Source organism: Mycolicibacterium hippocampi, from assembly GCF_010723735.1.
GTDB lineage: Bacteria > Actinomycetota > Actinomycetes > Mycobacteriales > Mycobacteriaceae > Mycobacterium > Mycobacterium hippocampi.
Map to the genome: position 1 here is coordinate 3,309,682 of NZ_BLLB01000002.1, position 20,020 is coordinate 3,329,701.

The following is a 20,020-nucleotide window of genomic DNA, read 5'->3' on the forward strand; positions in this document are numbered from 1 at the left end:
GGTGCGCGTTGTCTTCGCCGGTACCCCCGACCCCGCTCTTCCGTCCCTGCGTCGGCTCATCGACTCGCCACGGCACGAGGTGGTCGCTGTGCTGACCCGGCCGGACGCCGCCGCGGGGCGGCGCGGACGCCCGGCGCCGTCGCCGGTGGCGCAACTCGCGCTCGACGCCGGCATCGCGGTGCTGCGACCCGCGCGCCCCAACACCGCCGAGTTCGTCGCCGAACTTGCCGAGTTGGCGCCGGACTGCTGCGCGGTGGTGGCCTACGGCGCGCTGCTCGGTGACGACCTGCTCGCCGTGCCCGCCCGCGGCTGGATCAACCTGCACTTCTCGTTGCTGCCTGCGTGGCGCGGTGCGGCCCCGGTCCAGGCGGCGATCGCCGCGGGCGACTCGGTGACCGGTGCCACCACGTTCCAGATCGAACGCAGCCTGGACTCGGGGCCGGTGTACGGGGTGGTCACCGAGACGATCCGGCCCACCGACACCGCCGGGGCCCTGTTGGACCGGCTGTCGGTCTCAGGTGCAGCCCTGCTGGAGTCGACCCTCGACGGGATCGCCGACGGCATCCTGACCGCGGTGCCGCAGCCCTCCGAGGGCGTCACCGTCGCACCCAAGATCACCGTCGACGAGGCCCGGATCCGCTGGGAGCTGCCCGCTCATGTCGTCGAGCGTCGGATCCGCGCCGTCACCCCCCAGCCCGGTGCCTGGACCATGATCGGTGATCTGCGGGTCAAGGTGGCGCCGGTGTCAGTTGTTCACGACGAGCCGGAACCGTTGCAGCCGGGGCAGATTCGGGTGACCCGTGACGGTGTGCGGGTGGGCACCGGATCGACGCCGGTGCAGCTGGAGCGGATCCAGCCGCCCGGCAAGAAGTTGATGCCGGCAGCGGACTGGGCCCGCGGTGCCCGCCTGGACGAGAGCGAACACGCTCGGTGACCGGGCCAGGCAAGCGGCGCCCGGCACGGCGCCAAGAGCTCGACCCGGCCCGCCGGGCGGCCTTCGACGTGTTGCGAGCCGTCTCCGAGCAGGACGCCTACGCCAACCTGGCGCTGCCGGCCACGCTGCGGGAACGCGGCCTGCACGGCCGGGACGCCGCGTTCGCGACCGAGCTGACCTACGGCACCTGCCGCACCAGGGGCCTGCTGGACGCGGTGATCGCGCACGCCGCGGGTCGCCCCATCGACAGGATCGATCCGGTGTTGCTCGATCTACTTCGGTTGGGCTCCTACCAGTTGCTGCGCACCCGGGTCGAACAGCATGCCGCGGTGTCGACGACCGTGGAACAGGCCGGTATCGAATTCGACACCGCGCGCGCAGGTTTCGTCAACGGGGTGCTGCGGACGATCGCCCGCAGGGACGAGGGCAGCTGGGTCGACGAGCTCGCCCCGTCGATGTCGGCCGATCCGGTGGGCCATCTGGCGTTCGTGCATGCCCATCCGCGCTGGATCGCACAGGCTTTCGCGGATGCTCTGGGCAAAGACGCCGGAGAGCTGGCCGAGCTGCTGGCCAGCGACGACGCGCGCCCCGAGGTGCATCTCGCGGCCAGGCCCACGGCGCTGACCGCAGCAGAGCTGGCAGCGCAGGTGCACGGCACGGTCGGTCGGTATTCGCCCTACGCGGTGCATCTCAGCGGTGGGGACCCGGGGTTGCTCGCCGCGGTGCGCGACGGGGTGGCGCTGGTGCAGGACGAGGGCAGTCAGCTGGTGGCGAGGGCGTTGACGCTGGCGCCACTGGACGGCGCCGACGGTGGCCGGTGGCTGGATCTGTGTGCGGGACCGGGGGGCAAGACGGCGCTGCTGGCCGCGATGGGGCAGGCGGCCGGTGTCGAGGGCGTCCGGGTCACCGCGGTGGAACCGGCGCCGCGGCGCGCTGATCTGGTCGAGGAGAACACCCGGGGTCTGCCGGTCGACGTGGTCCGCGTCGACGGCCGCGAGCCGGGCTTTGCGCCGGGCTTCGACCGGGTGCTCGTCGATGCTCCCTGCACCGGTCTGGGAGCGCTGCGGCGGCGTCCCGAAGCCCGCTGGCGCCGCCAACCCGGCGATGTCCCCGCGCTGGGCCGACTGCAACGCGAGCTGCTGGCCTCGGCGATCCGGCTGACCCGGCCCGGCGGCGTGGTGCTCTACGCGACGTGTTCGCCGCACCTGGCCGAAACGGTCGGGGTGGTCGCCGACGCCCTGCGCCGACACCCGGTGCACGCACTCGACGCCAGGCCGCTGTTCGACCCGGCCGAAAACCTGGGGACCGGCCCCTACGTCCAGCTCTGGCCACACCGGCACGGAACCGACGCGATGTTCACGGCCGCGCTGCAAGTAGGCTGACGTCCATGTCTGCCGTGCCGTCAGCCCCGCTGATCGCCCCGTCGATTCTGGCCGCCGACTTCGCCAGGCTGGCCGAGGAAACCGCGGCGGTGCGCGGCGCCGACTGGCTGCACGTGGACGTCATGGACAACCATTTCGTGCCGAACCTGACGCTCGGTCTTCCCGTGGTGGAGTCGCTGCTGAAGGTCACCGACATTCCGATGGACTGTCACCTGATGATCGACGACCCGCAGCGGTGGGCGCCGCCCTATGCGGAGGCCGGCGCGTACAACGTGACCTTTCACGCCGAGGCCACCGACGATCCCTGCGCAGTGGCCCGGGATATCCGGGCCGCGGGCGCCAAGGCAGGGCTGGCGATCAAGCCGGGCACCCCGGTGGAGCCGTACCTGGAGATCCTCCGGGATTTCGACACCGCGCTGATCATGTCCGTGGAACCGGGTTTCGGCGGTCAGAAGTTCATCTCCGAGGTGCTGCCGAAAGTCGGAACACTGCGCCGCCTCGTCGACGCGGGCGAACTGACGGTCATCGTCGAGATCGACGGCGGCGTGAACGACGACACCATCGAAGAGGCCGCCGAGGCCGGGGTCGACTGCTTCGTCGCCGGCTCGGCGGTCTACAGCGCCGAGGACCCCGCTGCCGCGGTGGCGGCGCTGCGCAGCCGGGCCGCGGCCGCATCCAAACATCTGACGCTATGAACCTCGACGCCGCGATGCGGGCGGCCATCGAGCAGGCCGACCGGGTCAAGGGGCGTACCTATCCGAATCCGCCTGTGGGCGCGGTGATCCTGGACAGTGAGGGCGAGGTGGCCGGTGTCGGGGCCACGTCGCCGGCCGGTGGACCCCACGCCGAGGTGCTGGCGCTGCGCCGCGCCGGTCGGCGGGCGATCGGCGGGACCGCAGTGGTCACCCTGGAGCCCTGCAACCACGTAGGGCGCACCCCGCCGTGCGTCGACGCCCTTGTCGAAGCGCAGGTTTCGTCGGTGGTCTACGCCGTAGCGGACCCGAACCCGATTGCCGCAGGCGGCGCCGGCCGGCTTGCCGAAGCCGGCATAGAGGTCACCGCCGGAGTGTTGTCCGAGTCCGTCGCGGGCGGACCGCTGCGGGAATGGTTGCACAAGCAGCGCACCGGATTACCGCACGTCACATGGAAATTCGCCACCAGCGTCGACGGCCGCAGTGCCGCTGCCGACGGGACGAGCCAGTGGATCACCAGCGAGTCCGCCCGCGCCGACGTGCACCGCAGGCGGGCCGCCGCCGACGCGATCCTGGTCGGCACCGGCACCGTGTTCGTCGACGACCCGAAGCTGACCGCCCGGCTTCCCGACGGCAACCTGGCCGACAACCAGCCGTTGCGGGTGGTGGTCGGGATGCGCGAGATATCGCCGGATGCTCAGGTTCTCAACGACGACACCCGGACGATGGTGATCCGCACCCGCGACCCGCACGAGGTTCTCAAGGCGCTGGCCGACCGCACCGACGTCCTGCTCGAAGGCGGCCCGACGCTGGCGGGCGCCTTCCTGCGCGCAGGTCTGATCGATCGCATTCTGGCCTACGTGGCGCCGATCCTGCTGGGGGGACCGATCACCGCCGTCGACGACGTCGGCGTGCTCAGCATCGCCCATGCCCAGCGCTGGCGCTTCGACGGGATGCAGCCCCTGGGGCCGGACGTGCTGCTCAGCCTCACGCCCACCTAGCAGCTGCTACGAGGCGGCGAAGACGTCCACAAGGGTGTCGCAGAAGGCCGGCAGATCGTCGGGATTGCGGCTGGACACCAGCGTGCTGGGTCCGTTGGTGCAGGTGACCACCTCCTCGTCCACCCAGTTGGCGCCGGCGTTGCGCAGATCGGTCTGCAGGCTCGGCCACGACGTGATCGACCTGTCGCGGACCGCGTCGGCCTCGATCAGGGTCCACGGACCGTGGCAGATCACCGCGATCGGTTTGCCCGCTCCGAGAAATCCTTTGATCAGATTCACCGACGCGGGGTGCGTACGCAGGTTGTCGGGGTTGGCCACCCCGCCTGGCAGCACCAGGCCGGCGTAGTCGCCCACCGCCGCGTCCTGCGCGGCCTTGTCCGCGTCGAAGGTGTCGGCGGCGGTCAGGTGGTTGAAAGCCTGGATCTTGCCCGCTTCGGTCGAGATCAGCTCCGGCAGACCCCCGGCCTGCTCGACCGCCTTCCACGGCTCGGTCAGCTCCACCTGTTCGACGCCCTCGGTGGCGACCAGGAACGCAATCCGCTTGTTGTCCAATCGTTTCCCTGTTGGTTCCGTCATGTTCATCCCTCTCCTCAGTGTCGGGTTTCACACCCGATACCCGGGGCGGTGGACGGTCAATCAGGGCGATCCACTCGTAAACTGGCCACAACGCCGTCAAGACGGGGCGGGAATATCGCGCTTTCACCGGTGAGTTGCGCAAGGTGAGCACGAACAAAGGACAACGAGCATGACTGCACTGCAGGACTGGCTCCGCATCAGCCCGGTCGACCCCCGCGACATCAAGGCCGTCATCCGTGACACCTGGCGGCAGCTGACGTCAGGGGAGTCCGGGCCGGCGGATGAGCCTCAGCTGATGGGCCGCGGGCTCGAGCGCTGCTGAGGGTGGCCCGTGATCTCCGGTTCACCGGGGTCGGGTTCCTCGGCGTGCTCGTCGCGGGCGCTGATCAGCAGACCCAGCACCGCGCCGACCACACACACGATCGCGGTGATCGAGAAGATCTCGGCGTACTGCAGCACGTAGGCCTCCCGTACCCGGGCGGCCTCGGCGCTCAGCCGTTCGGCGAGGGTGTTGCCCCCGGTGCTGGGGGGCAGGCCGGCCAGATGCTGGTTGAACCGGTACAGGCCCCAGGCGCTCAGCGCCGCGATACCGATGAGCATGCCGATCATCCGGGCGACCACCACCGCCGCCGAGGCGATGCCGTGCTGAGCGGCCGGAACCACGCGTAGCGTCGCCGAGGTGAGCGGACCGATCACCAGGCCCAGCCCGAAACCGGCGATGGCCAGGTCGGTGTCCAGCGTGGGCAGCGTGACGAATCCGAGGTCGTGGCGCGCCGCCAGCAGATCGACGGGCCACTTGGAGATCAGCAGGTAGCCCCCGGCGGCGATGAGCAGGCCGGCGAACGCGATGATCCGGTCGCCGACCCGGGTGGCCAGCCAGCCTCCGAGCAGTGCGCCGATGGGCAGCGCGATCAGGAACCGCAGCAGCAGGAACGCTGCCTCGTTTTGGTCCTGGCCGAGGACTCCCTGACCGAACAGTTCGACGTTGACCAGCGTGACCATCAACGCAGCCCCAGCCGTCAGCGACGCGCCCAGCGCTGCCAGGAACGGCCGGAAGTGCACCCCGGCCGGTTCCAGCAGGCGGGTGCGGGCGAACTTCTCCCAGACGAAGAATCCGACGGTTGCCACCGCCGCGGCGATCAGCACCGGCGGGCCCCAGCTCGGCAGCACGTTCCTGCCGTCGGGTGCGGGGTTGTACAGCCCGATCACCGCCAGTCCCAGCGCTACGGCCAGCAGCAGGCCGCCGACCACGTCGACCTTCTGGGGGTCCTCGCTCTTCTGGCGTCCGGGCAGGCTGAAGTGGATCATCACCATCGCGATCGCGGCCAACGGCACGTTGACCCAGAAGACCGACTGCCAGTGGCCGAACAGCCACACCAGGGTGATGCCGTAGATCGGGCCGAGCACGCTACCGAGTTCCTGGGCGGCGCCGACACCGCCGAGGACGGCCGCCCGGTTACGCGCCGCCCACAGGTCGGCCGCCAGCGCCAGGGTCACGGGAAGCAGCGCGCCGCTGGCGGTGCCCTGCACGATGCGGCCCAGGACCAAGATCGTCAGATCGGTGGACAGTGCGGTGATCACCGATCCGAGAGCGAAACCGGCCAGGCTGACCTGGATCAGCGTCTTGCGGCCGAAACGGTCCGACGCCCGGCCCAGCAGCGGCATCGCGGCGATGTAACCGAGCAGGTAGCCGGTGATGATCGGGGTGACCCGCTGGATCTGATTCACGCCGATGCCGACGTCGCGCATGATGTCGGTCATGATCGTGACGACGACGTAGGTGTCGAGGGCACCGAGCACCACTGCGAGGCTGCCCGCGCTGATCGCGATGCGGCGGCTGGTCCGGCCCGACTTCACGGCCGGCCCGGTGGCCGGGGGCGAAGCGTGCATCACACCGCGGGTTTGTCGACGGTGACCGGCTCGCCCCACTTCGACAGCGTCATCGTGACGCTGTTACCCGGGCTCGGTTCCAGCCGGGCCTGCATCAGCTCGTTGTCGCCGTCCTCGGCGATCCAGGCCGTGCCGGGCACCGGGCCGGTCGCGGCGATCTGCGGGGCGATCTTGTTGACGGCGTCGGCGGTGACGTTGCCCGTGATGCGCACCGTGTCGACGCCCTCGATGGTCTCGCGACCGTCGGACCGGGCCTCCGAGAAATTGGCCAGCACGTTGGCCAGCCCGGCGTCAGGACTGAGGATGGCCGCGACGTCGTAGATGTCGGACGCGGGCCCGAAATTCGACAGGCTGCCCCCCGAGGTGATCGCGGCATAGAGGTCACCGTCGGAGACCACGAACTGGACACCCTCGAGCCGCTGGCCCAGGAAGATGATGTCGGCGGTGCCCTTGGCGGCGACCGCCGGCGTCTGCGTGAGATCGCCCACCAGGGATTCGACCGGCAGTTCGGCAATCTGGCCCTGCACCGAGAGCTCGAGGTGCGCGCTGGTCTGGCCCTTGGTGGTTTCGCTGGACTCCTGCAGCAGGGTGGCGGCGTCGGGCAGTTCGGTGCCGGAATCCTCCGACGATGAGCCGGAGCACCCGGCAACGAGGGCGACGATGGCCACGAGCGCGGCGAGTATCACCAGAAGGCGGGTCTGCATGCCAGCATCGTAGTGGGTACCGGCGTGTGGACGTGCCGCCCGGCCCCGTGGTGTGAGGGCAATCATGGCTTCCGAGCTGCACTTTCAGTACATCTCGATGAACCGATCACCGGACGGGCCTCTAGGCTTGCATCGTGTTCACCGGAATCGTCGAAGAGTTGGGCGAAGTCGTCGGCAGGGACAACCTCGGCGACTCCGCACGGCTGGTCATCCGTGGTCCGATCGTGACGTCCGACGCCGGGCACGGGGACTCCATCGCGGTCAACGGCGTGTGTCTGACCGTCGTCGACGTTCTGGCCGACGGTTCGTTCTCGGCCGACGTGATGGATGAGACGCTCAACCGGTCGAGCCTGCGCGGCATCGATGTCGGGTCGCGGGTGAACCTGGAGCGGGCCGCGGCGCTCAGCAGCAGGCTGGGCGGCCACATCGTGCAGGGTCACGTCGACGGGACCGGTCACGTCCTGTCGCGTTCCCCGTCGGAGCACTGGACCGTGGTGCGAATCGCGCTACCTGCCGAGCTGTCCCGCTACGTCGTGCAGAAGGGATCGATCACCGTCGACGGCGTGTCCCTGACGGTGTCCGGGCTGGGGGACGACTGGTTCGAGATTTCGCTGATTCCGACGACGTTGGATCTGACGACTCTCGGGCGGGCGGAGGTCGGAGCCCCGGTGAACCTCGAGGTCGACGTCATCGCCAAATACGTCGAGCGATTGCTGGCGGCAAAAGACGGCTCCACCAGAGACTAAGGGCCCATTTCGTGTCATTTCCGGTAAGCGCACCGGTGCAGGTCTAACATATTTGGTGTGCCCGCTGACTCCGCTGTGGACCTTGCTGGACTCCTGCCGTCCTGGCGGCTCGCATTGCAGGCCGATCGCAAGAGCAAGCAGACCGTCGAGGCGTACGTGACTGGCGTGCGGCTGTTCCTGGAGTGGTGCGCCAGCAACGGCCACCCGGCTGTTCTGGACCGCCCCACGGTGCGCTCGTGGGTCACGGCGATGCTCGACGGGGGAGCGGCACCGGCCACCGCCAGGACCCGTCAGATGGCGCTGAAGCGGTACTCGGCCTGGCTGCTGGAGGAGGGCGAGACTGACGTCGATCCGATTCGCGACCTCAAGCCGCCGAAGCTCGACACCAAGGTGGTGCAGGGCCTGACCGACGAGCAGTGCGCCGCGCTGGTCAAAGCGTGCCAAGGCAAGGAGTTCGTCGACCGGCGGGACGAGGCGGTGGCCCGCCTGCTCATCGAGACTGGTATGCGGGCCGGTGAGGTCCTGGGCTTGACGGTCGAGGACGTCGACGTCCAACGCGGCCTAGCTGTCGTCCGTCGCGGCAAGGGAGGCAAGGGGCGCATCGTGCCGTTCGGACCGCAGGTGGCTCGCAGCATCGACCGATACCTCCGCCTGCGCCGGACGCACCGCCTGGCCCACACAGACGCCCTGTGGCTCGGAGGGGGTGGTCAGCAATTCCGGTACCACGGGCTGGACACCACCATGAAGCGCCGCGCTGCTGCCGCCGGTATGCCGCACTTCAATCTGCACAGGTTGAGGAACACTGCCGCCGCCAGGTGGTTGGCCGCAGGCGGCTCCGAGAACGGTCTAATGGCCGTCGCCGGGTGGTCCTCCCGGCAGATGCTCGATCGGTACACGCGGGCCTCGGCCTCCGACCGCGCCGCTGCCGAGTCGCGAAAACTCGATCTGGGCAACCTCGGCGTCTGACCGACACGCCCGACAGCAAGACACGCCGAGCCTTCATTACGGAGTGTTATGACCCTGCGGCACAACGCTTGTGGCGCACAGCGTTGTCGCGCTAGTCTCCGAAAGAACCGAGCGCCCTATGCGCACGGTGGAGTTCTAGGCCGGAGGCGGCGAGTGCCGCTGACTACATGTCTGGGACTGGCAACGGTTTGACCCCACAGTGAGGGGCCGACTGCTGCCAGATGCACATCTGCACCACACCCGTGGTGCCCGTGTTCCTGGAGATGTCCCGATGTCCTACGACCCCACCAGTTGGAAGTCCGAGCGCGCCCGCCTGGCCCACCAGGTGCGCATGGGTGCACCCAAGTCCGAGATCACCGAGGCAAGGCGCAACTATCGCGCTCTGCGCCTGGCCGACCACATCGAGAAGTGGTTGGCCGCAGATCCGCCACTGAACGATGAGCAGCGCACCCGCATCGCCGAGTTGCTGACTGCTGGCGGTGCTCGGTGAGTGGCCTTACCCCCGCCGAGCGCACTATGCGGGCACAGCTTGGTGCTCATGCACAGTGGGCGCGCACCGAGGACCGCACGGCTCGCACCGCAGCCGCACGCAGCGGGTTTTATAAGCGGTTCGAGTCACAGGTCGATCCCGACGGGGTGCTGGCACCTGAAGAGCGCGCCAAGAGGGCCGAGAACGCCCGGAAGGCCTACATGCTCAAGCTCAGCATGGCCAGCGCTAGGTCGCGCCGCCGTCGCGCCGGAGGTGCCCAGTGAGTACACGGCGCCCGATGACCCAGCACGCCCCCGACGCCCCCGACGGCCACGACGTGATCAGCCCCGGCGTGCGTCTCGGCGCACCATTGCACCCTCTTCATGTCGGAGGGCTGGTGGATGACTGAGATTGTAGAACGCCCCGGTGATGTCACCGAGGCGCTCCAAGAGGCCGGGAAGCCTGATAGTGAGCATACCCCCACCCGGTATCTTTTTGCCGAGCTGCTGACGGTGCTGGGTCACGCCGATGACTACCGCCACGACCAAGTCGCTGTGTGCTGGGATCGCCCAGGCCGAAAGCCCTTCACCTCAGAACTGCACACCGTCGAGACCGCACCCAGGTTCGTCGAACAACTGTTGGCTCAGACCGGCGGCACGGTGAACGTCTGGTTCGGGGTCAACCCGGTCAACTCTCATGTGACCCGTGGTCGCGGCACCGTCAAGGACATCGCTCGAATCGCCGCGCTGTATGCCGATGTCGACGTCAAGCCGGGTGCCTGCCCGGACCTCGAAACCGGCTATGGCGTGATCGAGGACCTGTCTGTCGTTCTCGGACATCGACCGGCAGCGATCATCCACAGTGGGCACGGGCTGCAGCCCATTTGGCCGGTGGACCGGGAGTCCGCCGAGAAGTTGACCAACCCGGAATCACAGAAGTTGGCCCGCCGATTCGGGCGTCTCGTCGCCGACATCGCCGACAAGCGGCATGTGGCGCTCGACAACGTGAGTGACCTGACCCGCGTGCTGCGGGTCCCAGACACGATGAACGTCAAGGACCCGGAGCACCCTGCGCCCACGCGGTGTGAAGCCGACACCGGCACGGCGCTGACGGCAGAGGACATCGCGCAGGCCCTCGACGAGTACGGGTTGCCCGAGATCCAATCGGACGCCGCGTTCACCGGCGCGATGATCAGTGCACCCGACGGGTGGGAGTTCGGCGACTCTGATTGTCAGTACGTAGTGAACATGGTGGTGCCGTGGGGTGAGGAGTCCGACAAGCCAAGAGGCGGACGGCACCAGTGGGCCATGAACAAGGCCGTACGCCTGGCGGCTGCGCACCGGCTGGGTTGCATTACCGAAGACGGCTTGCGTGCGTCCGTGGAGCACCTGGCCCAGTGTCTGGAGCACTGGTGCAACACCGTCGGTGACCCCCGAGATCTGCAACCCGACGAGATCGACGGCGCGTACCGGTGGGCCACGGAGAAGGTGTCCACGCTCACCGACGAGCAGACCCGCAAGGAACTCGGCAACCACGAGCACCAGAGCAACGACGTCGACACCGCAGCACCTGCCGACAGGGCGCCTCTCCTCTACACGGATGTCGCTGGCTTGCTCGACGGTGGTCTGCCCGAGGCACCGCGCCCCGGGGTTCTCAAGCGTGTCGACGGGGTGCCGCTGTTTTACCGGGGTGAGGTCAACATCCTGTTCGGCGACCCTGAGCACGGTAAGACATGGGTGGGTCTGGCCGCATGCGCTCAGGTGCTGCAAGCCGGAGGCCGCGTCTTGGTGGCCGACCTCGACCACAACGGTGCCCCGGCGATCATCAGCCGCCTCCTGCTGCTGGGTGCGCCCGTCGAGGCCCTGCGAGATCCTGAACAATTCCGGCACTGCGCACCGGTCGAGGTGGCCCGTGTCATGCAGATGGTCGACGATTGCACAGCGTGGTGCCCCGAGGTCATCCTCGTCGACTCCACCGGCGAGCTGCTGCCGATGTTTAGTGCCTCCAGTGACAACGGTGACGACTTCACCAGGGTGCACAACAGGGTGTTGCAGCCGCTGGCCGCGACCGGCGGGGCTGTGCTGCTGGTCGACCACCTCGCCAAGGGCAAGGAGTCGCGTGACATCGGCCCCGGCGGCACCATGGCGAAGCGCCGCACCGTCGGTGGGCTGTCCCTGCGCGTAGTACGGGAACACCCCTACACCAAGACCGGCGGGGGCAGGTCCCGGCTGCTAGTGAACAAGGACCGCCACGGCGGAGTCCGGGATCACTGCACAGCGGCACGGCCCAGGGACAACGGCGAGCAGCTCGCAGGGACGTTCACCCTCGACCCCACGGACGGGGATGTGGCGCGGTGGCGCATCACCCCGGAGTCGGACTCCGCGACGACCGGGGAGTTCCGGCCCACCGGGTTGATGGAGAAGGCCAGCCGGGTGATCGAGGCACACCCCGGCGAGCTGACCCGCGACAAGATCGCCAAGCAGGCCGGTGGACGCAAACGGCACTCCCTGAACGCGATCGACCTCCTAGTGTCCGAGGGCTTCGTGACCAAGAGCTCGGACAGGTACCCCCGGTACACCACGCTTCGTCCTTACCTGCAGTCGGAGGACCCCAACTCCGAGCAACACCTCGAACTCGGCGATCGGCTCCGCCGTCATGCCGACGGGGAGGTGCAAGGCGATGACTGAAACCCCTTGTCGTTCCCCGTTCCCGAGTCGTTCCCGGTCGTTCCCAGGAACGCCCAAACCCAGTCGTTCCCTCGTTCCCCCCCCCTATAGGGGGAACGACTATGGGGAACGGCTGCGGAACTACTCAACCAAGGATCAACGGGAACGGCTTATGCCCACGCCCGTGGGCTGTGGGCGAGAGTCAGATCAGCCCTGCGCCCAGGAGGTGCTGCGATGAGCTGGCTGCTGTTCTCCGTCCTATACCTCGGCGGGATGTCCATTCCCGCCGTCTGGCACGTCTTTCTACGAAGAGGAGGTCAATGAGTTGACCGACGAGATCCACCTGCCACCGACCGATGTGGTTGCACCAGCCCAGGCATCACGCCTGAGGTGGCCCAGTGGTTGCACGAGAACACCGGCAAGCCGATCACGGTGCACTGGCCCGGCGAGGTCATCGAGTTGCTCGACACCACACGCCAGACCGTTTACGCAGCCCGCGCGGCTTGATGGCGCACCGTGTTGTGGCCTACCGCACACGCCCTGTTCTACGGCAGCGCCGTCACCTAGTGGGTGCGCTATAGCCTTCGCCGCACTGAAAAAGTCAACTCCAAACTCCGGTTGGGGCTGCAGATCCTTTGGCGAGCCGTATTCCGATCTCGGAGAACCGGCGAAGTGTCCTACCGAACCGGTACCGTCTGGGCTTGGGCGCCCACGAGGAGGAACATGCAGCGCATGGGCGCAAACCCGGTCTTACGGCAGCGATGACTGTGGCTCGGTCGTCCAGGTAGTGTGTCAACGCCGCTGAGCGCGCTCGCAACACAAGGGGACTCGCAATACCAGGGGAACTGACGATGAAGAAGCTTTTGATCTCGACGCTGGCGGCTCTCGGGGTCGCGCTGGCGGGTGCGCCGGTGGCCGGGGCGAGTGAAAACGCCTTCGTGAAAGCGATCGACTCGCTCGACCACTACGCCATCGAGTGCGCTGGTTGCGCCAAGGATGCTCTCGACGTCGGGTACCGGGTGTGTCAGGCCTTCGACGCCGGTGGTGACACTGCCGCGATCCAGGAGGTTCTGAACTCCTACAACGGGGACGACTCACCGAATCGGCATTACTACGCCACTCTGTTCGCGCAGTACTCGGCTTACGAGCTGTGTCCCCAGCACAACGGAGAGATCGGGACGATCTGATGACCGACTCCGAGATCCTCGCCAAGTGGCGGACCAAGAACCAGAACCCTTACCTCTCTCTGAGCACCGCCAAGGCGCTGGAGAAGCTGGAGCGCCGGTTCGGCCACCTGAAAATTCAGCCACAGGGTGCAGAAAGGCCCCGCTCAGGGATAGGGCCGTCCCGTTCGGGCATTTGATCAAGCCATGACACCCACCGGCCTGCCCTGTCCCAGCAGACGCCCCGGCCCTCACGAGGGCGACGCTACGAGTTTCGAGGGGCCTTTGCGGCTCTACTCGTACCAGCTGCCGCCCTTTTCGTTGGGGCCTTCTTCGCCGGTGACTTCTTGGAAGGTCTCTTGGCTGGCTGCGAGAGGGACTCGCCACGCTTGGGCAGCTCGACGCCGACCAGCTTGGCGGCGCGCTCGCCGACCGCGCGGGTCTGGGTCGCCACGTTGCCCAGCGCCTCCTGGGTTAGGTCGGTGTATCCCTCGACCCGGCTTGCGGCCTCTTCCAGCGCGGGCTGGGTGCGCAGGTGCTCCAACGCGGCCTCGCCCCGCTCGATGAGCTTGTTGTAGGTGGTCTGCGCGGCGTCTGCGTAGCCCTCGGCGAACCTGCGCAGCTCTTCAGAGGTGAGCCGGCGACGGATGTCGTCGACCTGCGTCGGCAGTTCTTCCTGCAGCTTGTTGATGCGGGCGCGGCTCGCCTCGGCGCGGGCCTCGGCGTCGGTGCGGGCGTCGCCGGCACGCTCACGCAGCGTCGCGACGATCTCGTTGACACGCTCCAGGGCAAGGTCGGCAGCACCGACGGCGGCGAGCAGCGGGGCCTTGAGGTCGTCAATGCCGAGCTTGTCGTCTCTAGCTGAGATCCGCGTGCGGATAGATGATGCTGATGACGGGCGTGACGCTGCCTGGTTGGCCATGGCGCTGAGTTGCGCTGCCGATTGCGCGTTGACCTGGGCCATCCAGTCGTCGTGCTTCCCTTCGGCCAACTTCTGTGAAGATAGGGCGAGGTGCTGCAACGACGCACCCGCAGGTGAGGTCATGTCGACTTTGCTCACTACCAGTCCACCACCTCTAAGTATCCCCTGCTCAAGGACTGTCCGGTCTTTCGTGACCTTTGCCACCAGTCGTCCCAATACCCCCGTAATTCATGATAGCTCTGTAAGCGAGGGTCTCCGTCTGGATACTTGACGATGCCATAGGCATCTAGCCGAAGTAGCCGCCCGACATCAGGATGTATCTGGCGTGCCCATTTTTTGCCCGGATTTGTCCAGTCACGGATGGCTGCAGGATCGGGGGTACTTGCTGCGCCGTCGATGAGTGCAGTGAAGTCAATATCTCCGGGCTGGTCTTTATCGGAGACGAAACTCCCGCCGACCCAGTAGGCCGACACCACCAAACCGCGCTTGGCCTGCTGGCGCCGGTAGATGTCCAGGTCCTCAACCAGCTCCTCGCGGAATCGATTCCCCCTCACAAACTTTCTCTCGAATTGCCGCCGGGTGCACGTGTAGCGAGCTGGTGGCAGTACCGAATATCCGTCTGGGCCTGGTTGAAGCGACGGCAACGGAGGTCGCCGAGACCTTCTGGGCATCGCCATGCGGCCATTATCTCTGGTCAGTCGGCGGTTGACGGGCCTTCTGTCTACGTTGGGTCATGCTCAAGCAATTTTCTCCGCAGAGTCCAGGTAGCGGTACACCGTGGCGCGGGAGACGCCCAGCATCTTGGCGATGTCGGTGGCGTTGATGCCCTTCTCCCGAAGGCTGCGCGCCTTGGCCGCGTCGGCGTCGTCGACCTTGCGGGGACGGCCACCTTTGCGTCCGTTCGCGGCTGCGGCGACAAGGCCGGCGCGAGTGCGCTCGATGATCGTGTCGCGTTCCAGCTGGGCGAACGCGGCCATGATCGTCAGCATCGCCTTACCCATCGGGCCGTCAGTGTGAAGGCCCTCGGTCAGGCTGCGGAAGCCGACGCCGCGAGCGGTCAACTCCTCGACGACGGCGAGTACGTGCTGGGTATTACGCCCGAGCCTGTCGAGCTTCCAGACCGTGAGGACATCCCCTTCGCGGAGGTGGTCCAGGCATGCGTCAAGCTGCACGCGGCTCGACGTCGAGCCACTCACTCCGTGGTCGGTAAAGACGCGAGCTGCCCCAGCATCGCGGAGCGCGTCGAGTTGAAGCTGGGGGTCCTGGTCGGTGGTGCTGACCCGCGCGTACCCGATGATCGCCATTCCCGCCCCTGTCTCACAATCCCGTAATGCACTGGGTTATGAGAATACTGGTTATGAGACGGGTTTTCAAGACAGTGAACCGCACGTTGCGCCTGGGGCTGCCCGATCCCGCAAGCGAGTCGTCGCGGTCTCATCAACCCATCGTTTTCGAGACAGTGAGATCGTCGTCAAGTTAAGGCCCAGAACCAGCCCGTGAAGGCGGGGTTGCCAATGTCGATCCATTTGCACTCTGTGAGACCCAGAGTTCCGCGCACAATAGCGCCGGGGGCGTTACACCGGTACCCCGCTGACGGACCCGAAGGATCAATCTCCGAGGGTGGCGTCGGCGGCCTTGGCGTGTAGTCGGGATTGGGGATGTCATCTGGTGTGAGTGACCACTGGTAACCGTCTGTGTACTGCATCCGCGCACAGTAGTAGGGGGTACCACTCGGCCCGGTGCCGATGCCGTTCGGGTCGTCACACCATTCGCCGAGGGCACCCGCCGGTGGATACTCTGGTGCTGATGGCGTCGTCGGCTGCGGGGGACGGGGCGGGCTGCTTGTTGAGCTGACCGGTGGCGGCGCAGAGGTCATGGGCGTCGTTGTCGGCGCGGTCGACACGGTTATCGCCACACTGGATGTGGTGCTGGGATCGGCTACCCGATCACCTTGATTCGCCCAGGGTCGCCACAAGGTCACACCAACAGTCAGAAGCCCGAGGACGATAACGACGGCCACGGCAGCCCACACGAGCGAGTAGCGTCGCCCGCCCGGCGGGGCGACCGGTTCAACCGCGACGGAAGACTCTTGAGTGGGTGCTGTCGGGGATGCCCCAGGGCCGGCGACGGTCGCCGTCGCGAACTCGCGGGCGAAGTCCTGACAGCAGGCGAACCGATCATCGCGACTCTTGGCCAACGCGGCAGCCAGAACTGGATCGAGCGAAGCAAGTTCGGGTCGTATGTTGGCGAGGGCAGGCGCTGGTGCGTTGAGGTGGCGGCTGATGACCACTGCTGGGTTCGAATTCGGGAAGAGTTGCGATCCGGTCAGCAGGTTGTAAGTCGTCGCCGCCAGAGCGTATTGATCAGCCCGACCGTCCATTGGCTCACCCATGAGCTGTTCCGGAGAGGCGTAGGCGACCGTGCCCACGGTCATATTGGTTGTCGTGATGCCGCTGGTGTCATCGAGCGGACGAGCGATACCGAAGTCGGCGAGGAAGACCGTCGGCTCATCGGTGTCGAGGTCGGCGACAATGATGTTGGCAGGCTTGACGTCGCGGTGCAGCAGGCCCTTTTTGTGAGCGTAGTCCAGCGCGCTGGCAACAGCAGTCGTGATGCGCATGACGAGGTCGGTCGGCATGCCTGCCGGATACTTCTGTTCCAGAAGGTGGCCCGCGTCAGTTCCGTCGATGTAGTCCATCGCGATCCAAAGCTGACCGTCGTGTTCACCCCGGTCATGAATCGCGACGATGTGGGGATGCCGCAGACCGGCAGCTAGGTCAGCCTCGCGGATGAACCGTTCTCGAAAGGAAAGATCGCTGGATACATCGTGGCGGAGGATCTTCAGCGCCTCCTGGCGGGGCAGGCGCGGGTGCTGGACCAGGTAAACCTCACCCATTCCGCCGGAGCCGAGCAACCGCAGAACCCGGTACCCGGCGAACGTGTTCCCGATCCGCAGCGGCATGGCGAGATGTTAGCTGCTGCGCTGGACACACTCCGGCCTGTTCTGGCTGCAGCGGCCCGCCGAGTACCCCACTTCGGTACCGTCACGTCATGTCATCGGCGACGACCGCCTCTGAGGATTTCCGTAGTGTTGTCCTTCGTGGCCGCAACGTGGCCTCCTTCAAGTTCGCGTTGGCGAAGTCAGTCCTGTCGTTGGCCGAGGTGGGTAAGACCTCAGCGCCATTGGAGGAATTGGCGGTTCCCTTCAGCCAGGAGTTGTGCGCGCACATCAAGGATGTGGACACACAGTCCACGTCGTCCGGGAGCCGGTTCCTCGATGCTTGCCGTCACTACAACCAGGGCATCATCAACCACGACGAACTCGTCACCACCACGGCGCTGCTCGGTTTCGGTGATGTCATCAACGCCTTCCACAAGGTAGGGGACGGGGATGTCGGCACCCGTTTCTTTTACGACGAGCGCAAGCAGTCCCTGCGCGGTATTCGGTTCACCGACGAGCTGCTCTCCCTGGCCTCTGACGCCGATGCGAAGGAGCCGTTGGAGGCCGAGGCGGAGTCCCGATGGCGGTTGGTCGAGAGCACCTGGCACGAGAAGCGATCGACCGGCTCGACGCTGCGGGTGGTCTACGACCGGCCCTCTGAGATGATCGTGCGCGGCATGCTGGGCCACCGCAGGTCGATCACCTGGGTGCGTCCAGGCCTGAGCGGATACCAGTCCAGTGCCTGCTTCTACTGCGGTGCGCCGGTGACACCCCTTCTGGGCCTTGAACACTCCGCCGACGTGGACCACTTCTTCCCGCACTCGCTGATGGCGCGGGGCGTGTTCATCGACCTCGACGACGTCTGGAACCTGGTCCTGGCGTGCTCTGCATGCAACCGAGGACCGGCGGGCAAGTTCCACCGGCTCGCGCACGGCGACTTCCTCGAACGACTGTGGAGGCGCAACGAGACGCTGATCTCCAGTCATCATCCGCTGCGCGAGGCGGTGATCGCGGTGACCGGCAAGACACCAGAGGCCCGGCTCGCCTTCCTGCGGTCTGTCCAGACCCGCGCCACCGAGCACGCCCGAGCAGACTGGAGGCCACCACCGTGACGGACGGCAAGCTTGTTCGCGACCGGATACCAGAGATTATTCGTGAGTCCGGCAGGCATGCAGATGTCCGGTACGTTTCGGGCAACGACCGGTTGGCCGCCCTAGCAGCGAAGCTGCGGGAGGAGGCAGCCGAAGCCGCTGGCGCAGTCGCCGACCGTAACGCGCTCGTTGACGAGCTGGCCGACGTCACTGAGGTGATCTCTGCGCTCATGTCCCTGCACGACATCGCGCAGCAAGAGGTGATCGACGCGGCAGCGCGGAAGGCAGCGTCTCGTGGCCGGTTCGATACCGGTGCCTGGCTTGTCAGCGCGATTCCAGCAGCGATCCGCCGGTACAGCACCGCCGACGTCGACGCCCAGCGCGTGCAGTGGATTCCCGACCGATGGACCGCCACGTTCACAGGTCATGAGCACGCCCACGCCGACCTGCGAGCGCATTCAGAGGAGGCGGGCGGCATCGCCCGAGACTTCATCCATAGCCATGCTGGAGGCGACCCGGTCGAGCTGTTCCTGATGGCGATGGCCTGGGGCTACCGACCGAAGGACTACGGCCCCGCACGCACGCAGGCCGTGCTGCGGGCCGACGGTGCCGAGGAGAAGATCGCGGCGATCGTGCAGGCGACGCGAGACGACGGCGCAGCGGCTGGCTGGCGGGCACTGCTGGTCACGCACAAGATCACCGGTTTCAACATGGCTTTCGGCACCAAGCTGCTCTACTTCGCCGGGTACACCACCGAGCACAGACCGCGCCCTCTCGTCCTGGACGCACGTGTGCGTGCCGCGCTTCAGAATCTCGCTCCTGGCACAGTGCCCGCACGAGGACTGGTGCGCGAAGCCGACTACATCCGCTACCTCAACCTCGCAGAAGAGTGGGCATCTGACCCGGCGTGGCAGCAGGCTCCCGATGTCGTGGAGTTCGGCCTGTTCGCCGGGTGACTCCGCTTCAGTCTCGATACCCGACCGAGATTTGCCACTCGCAGGCGTAGTCGCGCTCAACGATCTCGCGAATGACTTCAGTGCCGTGCTGATGCTCCGCGAGGCGGGTCCCAATCCCAGCCGGGCAGTTCCTCCAGCCGTTCGGTGCGCTCGGGGCTGAGCTGCGCCCGGCGTCTTTTGATCCGCGAGGAAATCGATGTCTGACAATTCCCACAAAACTCAACGCTGACCCAGATGGCGGTTAATGACGATTCACCGAGTACCTCAGATGCTCGACTGAATGCGCGTTAGCCCTGATCAGGGGTTTGCGATGGATTGCCAGTACCCCGAATAGCCACTCCTCGCCGGATCTGGGTGTCAGCATTTGCGGCTTCTCTACAGGGCGAAATCCCATTGCTCCTGTCTGGCCGGCCCTACGCGCGCCCAGTGAACATCGAAAGGCCTGCAGAGGCCGAGGAGGCTCCCCGGTGCTCCGACTGCGACGCGCCTTTCGTCTGGGGCGCATCTGTGCCGTGGGTGGCGCTGTGCCTCTGCGAGTTCAGAAACCTCTGATGGCTCCGGTCAGGCACTGTCCAATTGGTCAGGGCAGTAAATCATTACTGCGGCAGCCGTTGCCTGACCAACCGTCTGCCGGTCGTTCGCATCTTGGTACTTCTCGTAAAGCGGTATGTAAGCATCCGATTGTCTGCCGCCGGATCGCAGCACGCTGCAGAAGTATTCTCCGATTTGGATGACTGCTTCTGCGTCGTCGTTCCCCGAGAGTTGCCCGCCGAGAGTCATGTAGTACTGAAGAAAGGCCTCGTCCTCGTCGTCTATGGCCTTCGCTGAAGGTGTGCCGAGCGACATGGAAAGCAACAGGCCAGCCGCAACCACGATTCTGGTCATCATTAACGCATCGTGCCAGACCGTGTGAATGATTAC

At 66.6% G+C, this 20,020-nt stretch carries 23 protein-coding genes; 15 read left to right on the forward strand and 8 right to left on the reverse strand.

The features are described from left to right. The first annotated feature begins 1 nt into the window (after nt 1). Genes fmt through ribD form a run of 4 tightly spaced genes read left to right on the forward strand, consistent with a single transcriptional unit; the run spans nt 2 to nt 4,009 of the window. Nucleotides 2-934, forward strand: coding sequence for a methionyl-tRNA formyltransferase (gene fmt / locus G6N53_RS17070; RefSeq protein WP_163890294.1), 933 nt, complete (start codon nt 2-4; stop codon nt 932-934). Further along, on the forward strand, nt 931-2,316 hold the full coding sequence (locus G6N53_RS17075) for an RsmB/NOP family class I SAM-dependent RNA methyltransferase (RefSeq protein ID WP_163890297.1): 1,386 nt from the start codon (nt 931-933) through the stop codon (nt 2,314-2,316). Before fmt ends, G6N53_RS17075 begins: the two co-directional genes overlap by 4 nt. Before the next feature lie 5 nt (nt 2,317-2,321). Then, nucleotides 2,322-3,011, forward strand: a complete 690-nt coding sequence (gene rpe, locus G6N53_RS17080; RefSeq protein ID WP_205390401.1) for a ribulose-phosphate 3-epimerase — start codon at nt 2,322-2,324, stop codon at nt 3,009-3,011. Continuing rightward, nucleotides 3,008-4,009 (forward strand): bifunctional diaminohydroxyphosphoribosylaminopyrimidine deaminase/5-amino-6-(5-phosphoribosylamino)uracil reductase RibD, encoded by a 1,002-nt coding sequence (gene ribD, locus G6N53_RS17085; protein WP_163890299.1) that lies wholly within the window; start codon nt 3,008-3,010, stop codon nt 4,007-4,009. Before rpe ends, ribD begins: the two co-directional genes overlap by 4 nt. Before the next feature lie 6 nt (nt 4,010-4,015). On the opposite strand, the gene G6N53_RS17090 is transcribed toward ribD, so the two are convergent. Next, nucleotides 4,016-4,585 carry a type 1 glutamine amidotransferase domain-containing protein gene (locus tag G6N53_RS17090; protein WP_205390402.1) on the reverse strand — a complete coding sequence of 190 codons (570 nt, stop codon included), beginning with the start codon at nt 4,583-4,585 and terminating at the stop codon, nt 4,016-4,018. A 169-nt stretch (nt 4,586-4,754) separates the two neighbouring features. Between G6N53_RS17090 and G6N53_RS29910 the strand changes: the two genes are divergently transcribed. After that, on the forward strand, nt 4,755-4,907 hold the full coding sequence (locus tag G6N53_RS29910; RefSeq protein ID WP_205390403.1) for a hypothetical protein: 153 nt from the start codon (nt 4,755-4,757) through the stop codon (nt 4,905-4,907). On the opposite strand, the gene G6N53_RS17095 is transcribed toward G6N53_RS29910, so the two are convergent. Together G6N53_RS17095 and G6N53_RS17100 are read right to left on the reverse strand one after the other, a co-directional pair. Continuing rightward, the gene (locus tag G6N53_RS17095; protein ID WP_163890301.1) at nt 4,874-6,475 is read right to left on the reverse strand and encodes an MFS transporter; all 1,602 of its coding nucleotides are present in this window, start codon (nt 6,473-6,475) and stop codon (nt 4,874-4,876) included. The two genes, G6N53_RS29910 and G6N53_RS17095, sit on opposite strands and share 34 nt — an antisense overlap. Then, the gene (locus G6N53_RS17100; protein WP_163890303.1) at nt 6,475-7,179 is read right to left on the reverse strand and encodes an LppX_LprAFG lipoprotein; all 705 of its coding nucleotides are present in this window, start codon (nt 7,177-7,179) and stop codon (nt 6,475-6,477) included. The genes G6N53_RS17095 and G6N53_RS17100 overlap by 1 nt, the downstream gene beginning before the upstream one ends. Nucleotides 7,180-7,313: 134 nt before the next feature. Between G6N53_RS17100 and G6N53_RS17105 the strand changes: the two genes are divergently transcribed. The 8 genes from G6N53_RS17105 (at nt 7,314) to G6N53_RS17135 (ending at nt 13,389) form a co-directional block, all read left to right on the forward strand. After that, entirely contained in the window at nt 7,314-7,925 is a 612-nt protein-coding gene (locus tag G6N53_RS17105; protein ID WP_205390404.1) for a riboflavin synthase, read from the forward strand. Nucleotides 7,926-7,982: 57 nt separating this feature from the next. Beyond that, a complete protein-coding gene (locus G6N53_RS17110; RefSeq protein ID WP_163890305.1) occupies nt 7,983-8,891 on the forward strand; it encodes a tyrosine-type recombinase/integrase in 909 nt (302 codons plus the stop codon). A gap of 271 nt (nt 8,892-9,162) precedes the next feature. Next, complete coding sequence (locus tag G6N53_RS17115) at nt 9,163-9,381, forward strand: hypothetical protein (RefSeq protein ID WP_163890307.1); 219 nt, start codon at nt 9,163-9,165, stop codon at nt 9,379-9,381. 26 nt (nt 9,382-9,407) lie between these two features. Further along, nucleotides 9,408-9,644 (forward strand): hypothetical protein, encoded by a 237-nt coding sequence (locus G6N53_RS17120; protein ID WP_163890309.1) that lies wholly within the window; start codon nt 9,408-9,410, stop codon nt 9,642-9,644. Then, nucleotides 9,641-9,769 carry a hypothetical protein gene (locus G6N53_RS30450; RefSeq protein ID WP_272870966.1) on the forward strand — a complete coding sequence of 43 codons (129 nt, stop codon included), beginning with the start codon at nt 9,641-9,643 and terminating at the stop codon, nt 9,767-9,769. Before G6N53_RS17120 ends, G6N53_RS30450 begins: the two co-directional genes overlap by 4 nt. Further along, a complete protein-coding gene (locus tag G6N53_RS17125; protein WP_163890311.1) occupies nt 9,762-12,047 on the forward strand; it encodes an AAA family ATPase in 2,286 nt (761 codons plus the stop codon). Before G6N53_RS30450 ends, G6N53_RS17125 begins: the two co-directional genes overlap by 8 nt. A gap of 830 nt (nt 12,048-12,877) precedes the next feature. Beyond that, the gene (locus G6N53_RS17130) at nt 12,878-13,213 is read left to right on the forward strand and encodes a DUF732 domain-containing protein (protein WP_163890313.1); all 336 of its coding nucleotides are present in this window, start codon (nt 12,878-12,880) and stop codon (nt 13,211-13,213) included. After that, nucleotides 13,213-13,389: a hypothetical protein gene (locus G6N53_RS17135; protein ID WP_163890315.1), complete on the forward strand. Its 177-nt coding sequence runs from the start codon at nt 13,213-13,215 to the stop codon at nt 13,387-13,389. The genes G6N53_RS17130 and G6N53_RS17135 overlap by 1 nt, the downstream gene beginning before the upstream one ends. A 65-nt stretch (nt 13,390-13,454) precedes the next feature. Here the strand turns inward: G6N53_RS17135 and G6N53_RS17140 are convergent, their stop codons facing one another. The 4 genes from G6N53_RS17140 to G6N53_RS17155 form a co-directional block, all read right to left on the reverse strand. Next, entirely contained in the window at nt 13,455-14,057 is a 603-nt protein-coding gene (locus G6N53_RS17140; RefSeq protein ID WP_163896004.1) for a heparin-binding hemagglutinin, read from the reverse strand. 191 nt (nt 14,058-14,248) lie between these two features. Further along, on the reverse strand, nt 14,249-14,788 hold the full coding sequence (locus G6N53_RS17145; protein ID WP_371870832.1) for a DUF6932 family protein: 540 nt from the start codon (nt 14,786-14,788) through the stop codon (nt 14,249-14,251). A gap of 60 nt (nt 14,789-14,848) precedes the next feature. Further along, entirely contained in the window at nt 14,849-15,415 is a 567-nt protein-coding gene (locus G6N53_RS17150; RefSeq protein ID WP_163890319.1) for a recombinase family protein, read from the reverse strand. Between the two features lie 167 nt (nt 15,416-15,582). Beyond that, entirely contained in the window at nt 15,583-17,073 is a 1,491-nt protein-coding gene (locus tag G6N53_RS17155; protein WP_163890320.1) for a serine/threonine-protein kinase, read from the reverse strand. 89 nt (nt 17,074-17,162) lie between these two features. Here G6N53_RS17155 and G6N53_RS30265 point away from each other — a divergent pair, with 89 nt between their 5' ends. Further along, on the forward strand, nt 17,163-18,164 hold the full coding sequence (locus G6N53_RS30265) for an HNH endonuclease family protein (protein WP_163890323.1): 1,002 nt from the start codon (nt 17,163-17,165) through the stop codon (nt 18,162-18,164). Then, the gene (locus G6N53_RS17165) at nt 18,161-19,099 is read left to right on the forward strand and encodes a nucleoside triphosphate pyrophosphohydrolase (protein WP_237166552.1); all 939 of its coding nucleotides are present in this window, start codon (nt 18,161-18,163) and stop codon (nt 19,097-19,099) included. Before G6N53_RS30265 ends, G6N53_RS17165 begins: the two co-directional genes overlap by 4 nt. A gap of 561 nt (nt 19,100-19,660) precedes the next feature. On the opposite strand, the gene G6N53_RS17170 is transcribed toward G6N53_RS17165, so the two are convergent. After that, nucleotides 19,661-19,987, reverse strand: coding sequence for a DUF732 domain-containing protein (locus G6N53_RS17170; RefSeq protein ID WP_163890327.1), 327 nt, complete (start codon nt 19,985-19,987; stop codon nt 19,661-19,663). Nucleotides 19,988-20,020 lie beyond the last annotated feature (33 nt).